Below are 14,857 nucleotides of genomic sequence, written 5' to 3' on the forward strand. Positions count from 1 at the left end.
GTTTATTTTATCTGTCCAACCAGGATCCGATCGGTACGAACCCCCGCTCGAACCTCCCCTGTTGGAATAAAAAATAGATTTTCTTTTATAACTGCGCTTGTGGTCACTGGACTCTCTGTTTCCATTCCTTCCAATTGTGACCAAGAACCTGTCTTCAGCTCATAGACCCAATTCTCTCTTGAGAATCCGGGATGTCCTTCCTGAAGCTTATTCTTTGCTTGGGTCAACTCATCATTTTTCAGAGGATCATTTTCCTTGGCTATATTGGCTATAGCCTCCTCAACCTTTGAAAACGTGCTCCCATCATCCCCTCCAAAAACATAGATTTTCCCATCTTTATAGATTCCGGTCCCTGCAGCCAAAGCCTTAGGGAGCTTAGTAAGCTCACGGATACTTTTGGTATTTAGGTCCAATTCCAACAGCCAATCATAGATATCACTGATGGCATTTGGATTTTTCTTCCTTCCCCCAATGACATAGATTTTGTCCTTGCCATTGCCAAGCACAACAGCATGGCTCACTGGATAGGGCAGTTTCAAATATTCCATCCAATTTGCCGTTGAATCATCCAATTTCAGGGAATAAACCTGATCAGAGACCGATTCTGCATTTTCACCGCCGATAAAGAAGATTTCATTGGTCCCCGCTGCTAAGCCGGCATTGGTCAAAGCTACTGGCAAGGGTTTTAGGATTTCCTTCTCCAGTTTACCCCTTTCGGACAGTTCATATTTGGCAACCTGATCAATTGGACCGTTTTCATTTTCTCCGCCAGCGATATAGATGGAGTTTGAAAGACTGAGATTGGCAGTATAGGCAATCCCGTCTTCAAGGTTAATTATGTTATCCAGCTTTAAGCCTGACCCTGAAATGGAATAGATATATCCCTGAGATTGGTAAACTTTCTTTCCTCCATCCCAAGGCAATCCATCCGGGAAATTAGCACCAGCGGCTACAATCAGTTTGTCCTGAATGATACCGGCTATTGGCCCTGCGACACCTATATTTTTTTTTCCAGAAACCGCAGGCAAATGAATTGCTTCTTCCCATACTAATCCAGACTTGCTCTGCGAACCAGAACAACCAACCACTAAAACCGCCATAGATAAAATTGCCTTAATCCGCATTAATTGATTGACTTAAAGGAGTCAAAGCCCAATGCCGCAACATCAGCCTTGAACAGTTCGAAATTCTCTTTTGACATATTGGCTATCGGCAATCGGAATTCGCCACAATCCAGGTCCACTAATTTCATGTAAGCTTTTCCGGTTGCAATACCACCATATTTACCTAACAGACGGATCATATCAATGGATTTCTGCTGCAATTTATTGGCTTCCTCAAAATTGCCCTGCACATAAGCTGCCATTAGATCATTGTATAATGGAGCCGCATAATTATAGGTACTGCCTACTGCGCCCTTTGTTCCTAATACCAAGGAGGACAGCATGTTTTCATCACGTCCCCAAAGCATATCGTACTTCCCGTTTTTATGATTCAAACAGGACAAGAAATCCATAAAATCTTCATGCGTATATTTGATGCCTCTGAAGGTTGGGATCACATTATCCACGGCGCCCAATAGATCGATCATACTGTAGTTTCCACCGGTAAGCACAGGGATATGGTAATAGTAAAATGCAGTATTTGGCGCCGAGGCAGCTATTTCCTGACAGCATTTCGCCAATTGCTGCACATTTGCAGGTTTGAAATAATAAGGGGAAGTAAAGGATATGGCATCTGCTCCTTCTTGTTCGGAGATCGCTGCCAATTGTTTACATTCCTTCACATTCGTACCGCCTAAAAACATCATCAGGGCGAAATCTGGGTCCGCCTTGGTCAACGCTGCCCAAGCCTTCAATACTTGCACTTTCTCATCAAAAGTCAACGATACCCCTTCTCCTGTCGAGCCACATATAAAAGCTCCTTTTACATTATTCTTTTTAAGTGACCGATAATAAGCAGGGATCAGATCCAGGTTCAGTTCACCATTTGGATCAAATGCCGTAAATGGAGCAGCAATTAATCCTTCAATTTTGTTTGTTAGCATATACAAATTATTAAAAACTAGATAACCTATCCTGCTGGGCAGGACAGGCTTATATTAAATTTAACATTAAGTTCCTGAATATCCAGGATTTTGGTCTCCATTTAACTTTGGATCCGCTGATAGGGTTCCAAGGTCAATAGGCCAAAGGATTTTATGTTTTTGGGATTCATTGTTGTCCAATACCCCGACCATGTTCAGGTCCTTGCGGAAAACCAGTGGGTTTCCTGAAGCATCTTGCATGCGGCGCAGATCAAACCAACGCTTGCCTTCCGAGACAAACTCCTTGGTCCTTTCATAGAAAATGGCAAGTTCATTGGCTTCAAACCCTCCCCTTACAAATTGCGGTGCCGAACCTTTATAGGCCCTGTTCCTCACCAACATGATTTCATTGCTCGGGTCTTGACCTAACTTATTCTTGATCTCTGCCAATAACAGATATGCATCAGCTAAGCGATAGATCGGATAGTCATCTGAATAATTCCTTACACCTTCTACAATGGTCCCTAAGAATTTACGTAGCACCACAGCATGCACATCGCCCTTGTTGAAGTTTAAGAAAGTGGCATTGGCTCTGCTATCTGCAGCATCATACAATTGGTACAAGCCATATTTATATTCATATCGGATAATACCAGTATTGGAAATCTTCAAAGGATCTGCCGGAATTGGCTCCCCTTTATCATCAACATAGCCTGAAATATCATCACTCTGCGCATACAGGAAGTTATTGAAGAAGTTGGTCGCTTCACCATATTGGTACCTCAAGGCAAAAATGGTTTCTGAATTTCCTTTATTTGTAGCCGAACTTGCCGTAGCAAAGACATTCGCATAGTCATTGACCAATGTGAACTTTGGGATAATGCTCTCTACAGCGGCCTTGGCAGTCTGCAGATCCTGCGCTGTACTTGCAGGAACGGCCCCATCGATCTTCACCTTTGCCGACCATAGGTACACCTCCGTTTTCAACATCTGTGTCGCTGCTAATGACCATTGCGCTTTTTGGCTCAGGATATTATAGTCGTTGTTGAAACTAGAAACTGATTTTTCAACATCTGCTTTTATAAAGTCCAAAGTCTCTTTTTCCGTTTTACTGCGGGCAGTGTACAGTTCTTCAGCTGAACTAGGTGTTTGATTGGCTACCTTGGCCTCAGCCACCAAAGGGACCCTTCCCCAAGTCCTGAAAAGGTTGAAATAATAATAGGCTCTCAACCCATAGGCCTGACCTAAATAATATCCCTTCTCCGATGCCGACAGGTAGGTAGCCGATTCCACCTGGAAAATAAAGTTATTGATCTGAAAGATCTGCCCGTACAGGTTCGCCCAACTGCTAAAGCCGGGACTGCTCTCACGGATATCTTGGATGATAATGGAACTCGAATTCAAGGATGCGGTTCCGGTAAAACTGGTTCCGTCCCTTAAAGTCCCACCTCTCAATTCACCGAAATTCCATAGAGTTTGCTGGGCATTCCTTAATTGGCTGTGGATCCCGACCATTGCTCCTTTCACCTGGTCCGGTGTTTTCCAGAACGATCCACTTGCAAAATAATCTTCTGGGGTTAATTCTAAATCCATCTTGCTACAAGATGAAAATGTTATGCTCGTTGCCGCTATCGCTAAGGCTATAAATATCTTTTTCATGATTTAAGGTTTAAAAGGTTAATTGAAGACCGAATATGACCGTTCTTGGCAATGGGTAACCACCCCCGCCCTGTCCTATGGATCCGCTTTCTGCAGAAAACAGGGTATTGGCTGTCCAGTATTGGAGGTTCTGCCCGGTTACTGAAACGCTTAAATCTTCCATCTTGATCTTGTTGGCGAAAGACCTTGGTAAGCGATACGCCAAGGAGATCTCACGGAATGCCAAATAATTACCCTTGTTATAGAACATGCTGCTTTCGCGGCTGGTATTGTTCTTAAACAATTGATCTGCCCAGTAATAGGTTGGGTATTTTGCATTCGTGTTCTCAGGCGTATAGGTATCCAATACTTCAGTTGTGGTATTGAACGTTCCCTGCATCATTCCCAAAAACCAAGCTCTAGGTCCATCATAGGCAACATATCCCAATGCATAGTCGAACCTAGCACTCAAGGAGAAATCTTTGTAGGTGGAGTAAAGGCCAAATCCTCCGGTCCAACGCGGAACGGTATTCCCCATGTAAACCCTATCGTAGGAATTGATGATGCCATCTTTATTGACATCTCTCCACATCACGTCCCCCAAAGCCAATGGATAATGCAGGGATTTCTCTGAAGCGGTCATCGCATTGAATACATCTGGATGCACCAAGGTTCTCGCGCCGATCAAATCCTTTAACTGCAGGGCATAATTATCCAAGTCCTGTTGGTTACGGATGATACCTAATGCTTCGTATGCATAAGCCACGTTTGGATCCTGTCCTTCTTGCAAACCGCCAACCCATTTTAGTTCCATGGTACTCGGATTATATACTTGGAAACCATTCTGGCGGTTGTTTTCAACACCGTTATATGGCAGCTTTAAGATCTTGTTCTCGTTGTATGCCGTATTCCAATTGAAGCTCAGGGTAAAGTCATTCGCACGGACTGCTTGGTAATTCAGGTCAATCTCTACCCCTTGGTTTTGCATGTCGCCATTATTGGTTGTAATTGAAGTAAAACCTGCTGATGCTGGCAATAGTAGAGTTGCGATTTTATCCGAAGTTGTTCTATGATAATAGGATACCGAAAGGTCTAATCTATTTAACAATCTAGTTTCTAATCCCACCTCTTTGGTAATCAAACTTTCCCATTTCAGGTTTGGAATACTTAAGCTGGTCATGCCATAGCCTACATTACCATCATATTTTGAAGTTCCATAGGTCCCTTGCAAAGTATATGCACCTATGCTTCCGATATTTCCGTTCGCACCATAACTAGCCCTTAATTTTAAGGTGTTGATCACCTGGTCAGCGCCCATAATATTGGCGAAGAAGTCTTCATTATGTAGGTTCCAACCCAAGGATACCCCTGGGAAAGTTCCCCAACGATTATTCAAAAGGTTTGAATACCCATCGCGACGCAAGGTCAGGGTCATTAGATAGCGCTCATCATAATCATAGTTCAAACGTCCGAAAAATGAAGTGATCCTATTGCGAACATGGTAAGAATCGATACCTCGGCGGTTTGCCTCGGTACTGGTCAAGCCGAGATCCATGAAGTCATCCGATGGCGCGCCTGAACCCGAGGCTGAAAATCCAGTATTGTAGGAATCAAAGAACTCCCATCCTGCCATCGCATCAAAATTATGTTTCTCGCCAAAAGTGTTTTTATAGTTTAAAACCGCATTATAGGTTTGGTTCAAGGTCTTATCATAGCTTGCCGATGAGTTACGAGTCCTTACCCAGTTTCCCGGGCTGGCCAAATAATCTCTGTTGAAGGACTCATTATTGGTTTGGTTGATAAACCAGTTTCCACTTGTTCTCAAGCTCAATCCTTCATATAGATCAATTACAAAAGCTTGGGACATCGTAAATTTCTGGTTTTGGTTATTGCGGATAAAACGGTCATTGTTTACCGCGGGGTTACCATCTTGCCAGTCACGTCCTACCAATAGGTCTCCATTTGCGTTATAGCCTCGCATGGTTGGAGGAGCACCCAAAGCACGGGTCATATAATTGCCCTCCCCATTGATGGCATCTCTCCATTTCGTATTCGCAAAGTTCAATCCTGAATTGGAGGTAATCCAAGGCTTGATCTTGTAATCTCCATTTAGGATAAAGGTCAAACGATCGTAATTGGTTCCAATTGGCACCCCTTGTTCATAGTATTTACCCAAACTTGCATAGTATTTACTCTTATCATTACCTCCTTGTACCGCAAGGTTATAGTCTTGGGTCAGGGCATTTTTGCGCAAGGCATAATCGGTATAATCGAAATCCTTGTAGATCAATTCTTTTCCCGTTACAGGGTCGATCATGGTTTGGTAGCCTTGTTCCAACAATTCCCTATTGGAATCATCCAAGAACATGGTGCTCCAGACGGCATTGCTCACTTTGTTCCCATCCAATATATTTCCCTGGTCATCCTTGTATTTGTTGCCGGTTCCAAAAGGACCCACAGAGGTCAATTGGTTCAACTGGTTTGGTTGGTACATCCCAGAGGTCTGCACCCCTTTTCTAGACCAGTACAAATAGTCCTCGGCATCCAGGAACTCAAACGGAATATTCAAGGAATTGACACCGATCTTAGATTTCAGCGAAATATTGGACACGCCATCTTTACCGCGTTTTGTGGTAATCAAGACTACCCCGTTAGATGCCCTAGCGCCATAGATAGCCGTGGCAGAAGCATCCTTTAATACATCGATGGACTCGATATCGTCTTGGTTGATATCCGAGAATCCTGAACGGATCAATCCATCCACGATCACCAATGGCGATCCGCCGCCGCCGTAGGTAGTTCCACCGCGCAATACAATGTTCGGAACAGAACCCGGACGACCGGAAGTCTGTTGAACCCTCAAGCCGGGAATTGTTCCAGCCAATGCGGATGCAGGGTTTGAACGGACCCCAGTCTCTAAGACGCGTTTGTCCAATCTGGACACAGATCCCGTCAGGTTCGATTTCTTGATACTACCGTATCCCAATACCACGACTTCCTCTAAGTCTTCCCCAGAAGGATCAAGGGAAATCCTTACTGAAGCCAGGTTCTCTAAGGTGAGCTTGTGTGATTGATATCCGATTGAAGAAAATGAAATTACATCCGACACTTTAGCCTGTACGCTAAATCCTCCCTGTTCATCGGTCTTTGTAACATGCCCTTGTGTCTGGTTTGAAACGGTCACCCCCTCCAATGGATTCCCCAAAGGATCTGTAACCGTTCCCTTTAAAGCGGTCTGCGAAAATGCGGCAAAATGGATGCAGCACAGAATCGCAAGCAACAGGCTCCCCCGCAATGAATGGTAAAAAAGGTTTGTCATAATTTAATGATTTAAAAAAAATTGGATTATGTATAACATAATAATTACCAAATGTAATACATAATGTTTTACTTCCAATTTTTTTTTTAATATTATTGTACCGTGGCCATTATGACGATATTGTGAAAATGGGACCAGATAGAAATATGGAAAAACTTGGAACAATAGACACCTCGAGTTTGGTGGACCGGGCAGAAGCAAGGATCATACAGTTCATCCAGGAACGGAACATGGGCGTAGGGGACGTACTTCCAAAAGAATTGGATTTAGCAGATAGCCTAGGTGTGAGCAGGACCGTTGTCCGCGAGGCCTTACTCAGGTTAAAGACCATTGGTCTGATAGAATCCATCAAGCATAAAGGTGCCGTGCTTAGGAATCCCGATGTCTTGGGTTCATTGAGAAAGGTATTCCACCCTTCTATTTTAGATAATGAGACCTTGAAGGAAATGTTTGAAATGAGATTGGCGCTGGAAGTGGGAATGGCTGATTTTATTGTCAACAATATAACGGATGAGGATATTGTAGAACTTGAAAAGATAGCAAGCGAGATTGTTTCCGGGGATACCGCAAATCCTTGGCATGTAGAGGATGAGATCCGTTTCCATGGGAAGCTATATAAGATCTCCAAAAACAAGATACTGTTGGAACTGCAGGAGATGCTCTTCCCTATTTTCCAATATGTACATCAAAGTGGATTATTGGAAAAGGACATCATGAAAGGTGATTTTATTTCGCACAAAGAGCTGGTCCAGGTATTGAAATTAAGGGACGCTGAAGCTTATCGAGATGCTATCAGAAAACACCTGAACAATCATTTTGCAAGGATCCTTGGTTGAGAAAAGGTGTAATTAACCTTTAACCAGTTCAAAAATGGTGATCTCTGGTGCAATACCGACCCTACCAGGATAGCCCAAAAAACCATAACCTGTATTGACATAAAGTTGGGAGGTTCCCTGTTTATAGAGACCTGCCCATTCCTTATAGATATATTTGGCTGGGCTCCATTGGAAGTTTTCCCCTCGGACTCCGAATTGCATTCCATGGGTATGACCTGCAAACATGACGTCCACATCGGTTTCCAGTACCTGTGCGCGCCAATGGGATGGATCATGCGACAATAATAATTTAACAGCTTTTTCTTCTGTTCCCAATAGTGCTTTAGGAAGGTCTCCTTTTTTAGGGAAACGGCCAGTTCCCCAGTTCTGTACCCCGACAATGGAGATTTCCCCATTGCCTACTTTCAAGGTCCGGTTCTCGTCCATCAAAAGGTCCCAACCCATAATCTTATGGGTTTCGATCAAATCCTGCAGGTTTTTACGTTTGGCTGGCGAGTCGCCCGGACCAAAGTAATAATCGCCATAATCATGGTTGCCCAAGGTAGAATACACCCCTAGATCCGCTTTGACATGGGCAAAGATATCTTGATAATCACGCATCTCCGAGGCAACATTGTTCACCAGATCACCGGTAAAGAAGATAACATCGGGCTTTTGTGCCAGCAGGAGCTCTACTCCGCCCATGACGGCTTTTTTATTATAAAATGAACCGGAGTGAACATCTGAGATCTGCCCGATGGTCATTCCATGGAATTCCTTCGGTAAGTTCGGAAGCACCAATTTCTGGCGTCTCACCCGATAATCATAAGCTGTGGAAATTACGCCCCAAGCCAATGGGACCATTGGAAGGGCAGCAACTATTATCCCTGATTTCAACAGGAAGTCAGAACGGGAAATACCCTTTTTAGGGACTTCTGGCAAAGGTTCTTCCAAAGTCTCCAATCTCTCTTCCAGGTCCTTGCCCTTGCCCCTGGAGAACAGACGTCCAACCCAAATCCCCCCTCTTCGCAGATCATCGACGATCAAGACGATGGCATAGACAAACTTGCTGACCGCAGTCAGGAAAAAGGCCACCAGGATAATGGAACGAACCGAAAGCGGAATGCTATATTGGAATGAAATAAATAATCCTACCAGCAAAGACAGTGAATAGCCCCACCATAGGATGGTGAACCATCTCGTCTTGACAAATCTGATATTCGTCGCCCTAAGCGCAAAAAATATATAGAAGTCTAGTAAGAATAATATTACTGCATTTAATTTTAACATCTTAATTCCCGTTTTCCAACACCATTCGTTTCAGGGCTTCGATCCATTTCGGGCTACCGTTCAGGCTTTCCACCATATGGACCTCCTCTCCGCCCATTTCCTTAAATTCATTAGCGTATTCAACCTGTATCTCATCCAAAGTTTCGATGCAATCGGCTACGAATGCAGGACTGAACACCAAGAGCTTTTTCTTCCCTTGTTTTGCTAAATCATGCAGTGTGTCTGAGGTATATGGCTGGATCCATGGGGTTTTTCCCAATCGTGACTGGAAACAGACCGTATATTTCTCCTCAGGTATGTTCAACTTTTCTACGATAGCGCGCGTGGTTGCATAGCATTGTGACAGATAGCAAAAGGATTTCATTTCTCTCTTGCAAGAATCGCACCCAAAATCAGGACACTCCAATTCTCCCTTTGGGTCAACCTTTCCCAACTGTCGAACGGGCAGCCCATGGTAACTGAACAGGAAATGGTCATATTCGCTCAGGTCATGTTTATGGGCATTATCTGCGATGACCTCGACCATTAAAGGGTTGTCGCAATAACTGCTGACGAAACTTACCTTGGGAAAGTATTGCCAGCCGCGCATCAGTTCCATGACACGGTCGATGACCGAACCGGTCGTTGCCGAGGCATATTGTGGAAAAAGCGGGATGACGATAATGGAATCCAGGAACATGCTTTCCAAGTTTTTCAATGCATTGGGAATCGAAGGTTCCTGGTATCGCATGGCCAATTCCACATGGTATTCTTCACCTAGTTCCTGCTGCAACATCTGTTGCTGCAAAACACTGTAGTACATTAACGGGGACCCGGTTTCCTCACTCCAGATGGTTGAATAGGTATGAGCGGATTTTGAAGCCCTTTTAGGAACGATGATTCCCTTGACCAACAAGGTCCTTGAAACAAAAGGGATGTCCATCACGCGTGGGTCCATTAAGAACTCTGTCAGGTATTTCTTTACTTCGCCGGTAGTCGGTGAATTGGGGGTACCCAACTGGACCAACAATACACCCTTTTTAGCTTTTTTACTCATTCTGAACACAAAATTAGGCAATATTTATAGCAAAACAGGCGCAATGGTAGATTTCAACGGCCAGCATCAATGAATTTTAAATTGAAATGACGATTAATAGGATTCAAGGGTTTCCTTTACCTTCCTCATCAGCCACATCGGGGTAGATGTGGCCCCGCAGATCCCGATAGTCTCATTGTCCGCAAATGTGCGGGCATCCAATTCCTCGGGGCCGGATATAAAGTAGGTATTCGGGTTGACCTTTTTACAGACATCAAATAGGACCTTACCGTTCGAGGATTTCTTTCCAGAAACAAATATGACCTTTTCAAACTGCGCGGCGAATGTCCCCAGATCTTCATACCTGTTGGAAACCTGCCTACAGATGGTGTCATTGGCCTTTACCTCATACCCCCTGTTGATAAGCTCTTCCTTGATCGCATAGAAACGATCGACGCTCTTTGTGGTCTGGCTGTAAAGGGTGAATTGAGCTGGCAGGTCCGCTCCATCAAGCTCATCTATATCCTGGAAAACGAGGGCCTCATTGTTGGTCTGTCCCTGCAGACCGATGACCTCGGCATGTCCATGCTTCCCGAAGATCAAGATCTTCTCGTTTTCATCGTGTGAAGTCTTGATACGGTTCTGCAACTTCAGCACAACAGGGCAAGAGGCATCGATAAGGGTGATACTGTTCTCCAGGGCCGTCCTGTAGGTTTCCGGAGCTTCCCCATGTGCACGGATCAGCACCTTCTCGTTCTTTAGGCCTTGCAGTTCACCATGCGAAATAATGCGCAAGCCCTTGGCTTTGAGCCTGGCGACCTCCTCGTCATTGTGGACGATGTCCCCGAGACAATACAGATAGCCATCCCTGTCCAGGATCTCTTCTGCCATATCAATCGCATAGACGACCCCGAAACAAAAGCCCGAGTCCTTGTCTATAGTTACTTGCAGGTTCTTTGACATGGTACAAAGTTAAGTAATTTTGTTAACACTCCTTGTGATTGGCGGCAGATTTTACATAGCCTCAGCAAGCTATTCGGGCTGGCCATGGGGCCCAATAAAAGTCCAGCTAGAGCTTCTGGTCCTGAGCCTGTTGCACGATGAGCTGTTCATGTAGAACCTCCACAAGCGCCGGGAAGAACCCATGGCTCTGGGCCATAATGGAGAGGTAGGATTCGGTGAAACCCCGCTCAATCCTCCTACAGTGCAGGAGAACATCGTTTATGTCCTCCTTTCCAACATTGCTCCCCATCGCAAAGAACTTTCTTGCCATCTCTCCCTCCCCAGGCGCGCAAACTTCCTCAAGTGAGCCCAACGCCATGGCAAGGGCATTGAACTGGAGCCTGAAATCAATCGATTTTTGCATTTTGTCCAAAAAGACCTTCCTAAGTCCAACATGTCCCTTGCTGACTGCGTGCTCAGAGGCCCATCTATAACCCTCTAGCCTGGTCGCGTTCGCTGAGATGGCCTGGACCAGAAGTTTCAACCTTTTTTCGAGTTCTGGCATGACTTTAAAAGTACAGTTTCTGTCAAGGAATAAACATTTAATTTGCACATTTGTTCATATGGGCCACATTTAGAGTAGAAATACCGCAGTGCCGACCTGCAATTACCTCTTCCGTCAAGTTCGAGAAAATGCAGGTCGGCTGGCACTGGGCTCGGAAAAAAAACGTAAATTCGTATCCTCCATGGGGCAGATCGCACTATGGAAGAGACTAAATTGCCAGACACCTAATTTGACAAACCAATGGAACGTGACGATCTCTTTGACCTTTCCCCTATCCCCATGTGGATATTAGACAGAGCAGACCATTGTTTCCTTGCAGCAAACAGGGAGGCCCAGGGGCTCTATGGGTTTTCCCTCAATCAGCTCACGGGCATGGCCCTGAAGGACGTCCTTGCGGATCCGGACACCGAGATAAAGGATCATAGCACCGGAATTGCCGAAGGGATTGTCCAAAGGCACCGAAACCGGGATGGGGGGACCTTCTATCTTAGGCTCAACACTGCCCCGGTCACATATGCTGGCAGGGCGGCAATTCTGGTAGCCGCAGTAGAGGTCGAACAGGACCCTCGTCCACTTATAGACCAGAACAAGGACCTTGGCGCCCATTCGTTGCTCGACGGTGCAGGAAAATTCATGTTCGCGGACCTCGACCACTGCAGGTTGTTGGGATGTGCCCCGGGGGAGCTATTGGGCCGTAAACTCCTCGATTTTTTACATCCGGAGGAAAGAAGGCTCTTCTCAGGGCTCCTTGAAAGTCTCATGCAAGGGGGATCGTTCCCATCGGGGACCTATGCACTCATCCGTGAGGACGGTGAGCGGAGGTGGATGGCATGCGACCTTTCTGTTGTTTCGACTGGAAAGGGAAAGGCCGTCAAGGTCGTGCTCTGGGACGTGACCGAAAAGACCGAACGCCAGCTGCACGAACAGGCCCTCGAGCGGATCGAGAGGGGGATCACCGAAGCTACATCGTTAGAGACACTCGTCGATAAGGCCATCCAGGCCATTCTTGGACTGCAGGAGGTCAGAACGGCAGAGATCTGGATCGTGTCCTCGGATCCTTCCTCCCTTGGCCTGAGGGGCAGGGCAAGCAAGCGGGATGGTCAGTACCTGTTAGAGGGGTTTTCACCGAGCTTCAGTTGCAGGAAGGGGGAGGGCATGCCCGGAAGGGTTTGGATGGAAATGGGGCCTGTCACCGCGCGATACGCCCCTCCGGGAAACCAGACTGCCTTTGGGGTCCCGATCCTAGCCGAGGGAAAGTTCCTGGGATGCCTGATATGCTACTCAACCGGACCGCTGGAAAGGCTGGAGGCCACTGGACCTTTCTTGGAAAGGGCAGCTACCCGGATTGCTGAACCGATTGCCCATAAATTGAAGGAGAGCGAATACCGGATGCTCTTCGACATATCCCCCGACCCGCACTGTATCATCGGTCGGGACGGCCAAATAGAGATGTGCAACAGCGCCTTTTCCGCACTGGTAACGACCGATGGGGCAATTTCCACTGGCAGCACCGTCCTTCAATTTGTGCACCCCGAGGACATCATGCGAGCAAAGAGGGATTTCATTTCCATGGTCAACGGATGGAGCACCGGTCCATACCGCTGCAGGGTCGCCACCGCTGAGGGCCATTTGCGCACGTTGCTCTGGTCTGCTGCCATCTCGCGAGAGTCCATGCGGATCGTCGCCGTAGGAAAGGACGTTACCGATCAGGACAGAGCAGAGCAGGAACTCCATGGGGCCCTCAAGAAGCTCCAAAATGCCCAGAAGATAGCTAAGCTGGGCTATTGGTTCCGGCCGGTCGACTCCCAGATCTCGAATTGGAGCGAGGAGACCTACAGTATCTATGAGCGCGCCCCCGGCACATTCGTACCCACCATGGAGAACCTAAGAAACACCTTCTTTCCCGATGACCGCCACCTGATAGAGAAGGACCCTGCGCTCCTTCTGGAACCAAATGCCGCCAAGGGATTTGAACACAGGATAGTTACTCCCGAGGGAAGGATCAAATGGGTAAGGCAGGAGGTAAGGATGGTCACCTCAGAGGACGGCACGCCCCAGAAGCTAGAGGGTACCATCCAGGACATTACCGAAAGGAAATCGTACGAGGAAAGGCTATCCATGAGCAACGAGATCTTCCGGCTTGCCATGCTGGCGAGCAACGAGATGATCTGGCACGTAGACGTGCAAGGGAAAACCCATACCCGAGGGGGAGGGGGACTGCGGCCCATCGAACAAGATAGTCCCGAAGAGTTCTCCATAGACAATTCTTGGTTCACCACCATTTCCCCCAGCGACAGGGAAAGGGTCTGGGATTCGCTATGGAAGGTGATTGCCGACAAGGAACAGAATGCATGGTGTGCCGAATACCGAACAGTCGCAGCAGATGGCTCGGTCCACCACTACCAGGACAGGTGCCACGTCCTGCGAGACCCGGAGGGCAATGCAGTCCAGTTGGTCGGGGCAGCACTGGACGTGACCATTTCCCGGCGGCACGTTGAGATGATCGAGGAACAGAACAGAATCCTAAGGGACATTGCATGGTCTCAATCGCACCTGCTCAGGGCTCCACTTACCAGGTTGATGGGACTTGCGGACATATCGATTCACCATGAGGGCGGTGGCCTCCAAGCGGTAAGAATCATGGAGCTCATCCGGGGATCGGCCGAGGAACTGGACATGATAATCAGAACAATGACAGAAAAGGCAAACTCAATAGAAAATGGAACAAAGGACGATACTCTTGATCGATGACGACCCCGTCATCAATTTCATTCACAGGACGATCATTTCAAGCGTTTTCCCGGAGAACAGGATACTTACCGTGGAGAACGGCCAATTGGCCCTTGAGCTCATCAAAGAGGAGCCTGACCGCCCATACCTGGTCTTTTTGGACATAAACATGCCAGTGATGAACGGTTGGGAGTTCTTGGATGCCATAAGGTCCCAAGGGGGAAGCCTCGACCTGTCCATCCACATCCTTACCTCATCTGTTGACTCTAGGGACATAGAGAGGTCCTCAAGCGATGAGCTCGTGGTCTCCTACCTGGCCAAGCCCCTGAGCAGGGCAGGGCTCCTTGCCCTGAGGTCAAGACTGTGATATCCATGGGCAATCGGGTTCGGGAATCGATACCTGCACACACCTCCGCGGGCCTGTTCTAGAAAGTCCCGGAACAGAGGGCTAGTTAAGAATATTCCAAATGACCCTTATGTCCCAATACCGGCGCTTTCCACGACCAAGGAGAAGTGC

At 46.8% G+C, this 14,857-nt stretch carries 11 protein-coding genes; 3 read left to right on the forward strand and 8 right to left on the reverse strand.

Going from position 1 to position 14,857, the window contains the following annotated elements; genetic code table 11:
* Window positions 1–2 precede the first annotated feature (2 nt).
* From CKW03_RS18365 to CKW03_RS18380, 4 genes are all read right to left on the reverse strand, one after another.
* Entirely contained in the window at window positions 3–1,100 is a 1,098-nt protein-coding gene (locus tag CKW03_RS18365; protein WP_139185486.1) for a hypothetical protein, read from the reverse strand.
* Window positions 1,101–1,123: 23 nt separating this feature from the next.
* Window positions 1,124–2,047 carry a dihydrodipicolinate synthase family protein gene (locus tag CKW03_RS18370; protein ID WP_093099328.1) on the reverse strand — a complete coding sequence of 308 codons (924 nt, stop codon included), beginning with the start codon at window positions 2,045–2,047 and terminating at the stop codon, window positions 1,124–1,126.
* A gap of 66 nt (window positions 2,048–2,113) precedes the next feature.
* Window positions 2,114–3,685 (reverse strand): RagB/SusD family nutrient uptake outer membrane protein, encoded by a 1,572-nt coding sequence (locus CKW03_RS18375; RefSeq protein ID WP_093099330.1) that lies wholly within the window; start codon window positions 3,683–3,685, stop codon window positions 2,114–2,116.
* A gap of 10 nt (window positions 3,686–3,695) precedes the next feature.
* Complete coding sequence (locus CKW03_RS18380; RefSeq protein ID WP_093099331.1) at window positions 3,696–6,983, reverse strand: SusC/RagA family TonB-linked outer membrane protein; 3,288 nt, start codon at window positions 6,981–6,983, stop codon at window positions 3,696–3,698.
* A 146-nt stretch (window positions 6,984–7,129) separates the two neighbouring features.
* Here CKW03_RS18380 and CKW03_RS18385 point away from each other — a divergent pair, with 146 nt between their 5' ends.
* Window positions 7,130–7,819 (forward strand): FadR/GntR family transcriptional regulator, encoded by a 690-nt coding sequence (locus CKW03_RS18385; RefSeq protein ID WP_236736533.1) that lies wholly within the window; start codon window positions 7,130–7,132, stop codon window positions 7,817–7,819.
* Window positions 7,820–7,831: 12 nt separating this feature from the next.
* Here the strand turns inward: CKW03_RS18385 and CKW03_RS18390 are convergent, their stop codons facing one another.
* From CKW03_RS18390 to CKW03_RS18405, 4 genes are all read right to left on the reverse strand, one after another.
* Entirely contained in the window at window positions 7,832–9,088 is a 1,257-nt protein-coding gene (locus tag CKW03_RS18390) for a metallophosphoesterase (RefSeq protein ID WP_093099334.1), read from the reverse strand.
* Between the two features lies 1 nt (window position 9,089).
* The gene (gene hemH, locus CKW03_RS18395; RefSeq protein WP_093099336.1) at window positions 9,090–10,124 is read right to left on the reverse strand and encodes a ferrochelatase; all 1,035 of its coding nucleotides are present in this window, start codon (window positions 10,122–10,124) and stop codon (window positions 9,090–9,092) included.
* Between the two features lie 93 nt (window positions 10,125–10,217).
* Window positions 10,218–11,066, reverse strand: a complete 849-nt coding sequence (locus tag CKW03_RS18400) for a 4-hydroxy-3-methylbut-2-enyl diphosphate reductase (RefSeq protein ID WP_093099338.1) — start codon at window positions 11,064–11,066, stop codon at window positions 10,218–10,220.
* A gap of 106 nt (window positions 11,067–11,172) precedes the next feature.
* The gene (locus CKW03_RS18405) at window positions 11,173–11,610 is read right to left on the reverse strand and encodes a hypothetical protein (RefSeq protein ID WP_093099339.1); all 438 of its coding nucleotides are present in this window, start codon (window positions 11,608–11,610) and stop codon (window positions 11,173–11,175) included.
* 240 nt (window positions 11,611–11,850) lie between these two features.
* On the opposite strand from CKW03_RS18405, the gene CKW03_RS18410 reads away from it, so the two are divergent.
* Both CKW03_RS18410 and CKW03_RS18415 read left to right on the forward strand, forming a co-directional pair.
* Window positions 11,851–14,361, forward strand: a complete 2,511-nt coding sequence (locus tag CKW03_RS18410) for a PAS domain-containing protein (RefSeq protein ID WP_093099341.1) — start codon at window positions 11,851–11,853, stop codon at window positions 14,359–14,361.
* Entirely contained in the window at window positions 14,330–14,707 is a 378-nt protein-coding gene (locus tag CKW03_RS18415; protein ID WP_093099342.1) for a response regulator, read from the forward strand. The genes CKW03_RS18410 and CKW03_RS18415 overlap by 32 nt, the downstream gene beginning before the upstream one ends.
* The last annotated feature ends 150 nt before the right edge of the window (window positions 14,708–14,857 follow it).

Origin of the sequence: Sphingobacterium mizutaii, assembly GCF_900187125.1 — a bacterium.
Lineage (GTDB): Bacteria > Bacteroidota > Bacteroidia > Sphingobacteriales > Sphingobacteriaceae > Sphingobacterium > Sphingobacterium mizutaii.

What these genes read in the sequence shown, in the direction of transcription:
- CKW03_RS18375 (WP_093099330.1), bottom strand. Translation starts at nt 3,685, where the DNA reads ATGAAAAAGATATTTATAGCCTTAGCGATAGCGGCAACGAGCATAACA.
- CKW03_RS18415 (WP_093099342.1), top strand. Translation starts at nt 14,330, where the DNA reads ATGGAACAAAGGACGATACTCTTGATCGATGACGACCCCGTCATCAAT.
- CKW03_RS18400 (WP_093099338.1), bottom strand. Translation starts at nt 11,066, where the DNA reads ATGTCAAAGAACCTGCAAGTAACTATAGACAAGGACTCGGGCTTTTGT.
- CKW03_RS18365 (WP_139185486.1), bottom strand. Translation starts at nt 1,100, where the DNA reads ATGGCGGTTTTAGTGGTTGGTTGTTCTGGTTCGCAGAGCAAGTCTGGA.
- CKW03_RS18390 (WP_093099334.1), bottom strand. Translation starts at nt 9,088, where the DNA reads ATGTTAAAATTAAATGCAGTAATATTATTCTTACTAGACTTCTATATA.
- CKW03_RS18385 (WP_236736533.1), top strand. Translation starts at nt 7,130, where the DNA reads ATGGAAAAACTTGGAACAATAGACACCTCGAGTTTGGTGGACCGGGCA.
- CKW03_RS18410 (WP_093099341.1), top strand. Translation starts at nt 11,851, where the DNA reads ATGGAACGTGACGATCTCTTTGACCTTTCCCCTATCCCCATGTGGATA.
- hemH (WP_093099336.1), bottom strand. Translation starts at nt 10,124, where the DNA reads ATGAGTAAAAAAGCTAAAAAGGGTGTATTGTTGGTCCAGTTGGGTACC.
- CKW03_RS18380 (WP_093099331.1), bottom strand. Translation starts at nt 6,983, where the DNA reads ATGACAAACCTTTTTTACCATTCATTGCGGGGGAGCCTGTTGCTTGCG.
- CKW03_RS18405 (WP_093099339.1), bottom strand. Translation starts at nt 11,610, where the DNA reads ATGCCAGAACTCGAAAAAAGGTTGAAACTTCTGGTCCAGGCCATCTCA.
- CKW03_RS18370 (WP_093099328.1), bottom strand. Translation starts at nt 2,047, where the DNA reads ATGCTAACAAACAAAATTGAAGGATTAATTGCTGCTCCATTTACGGCA.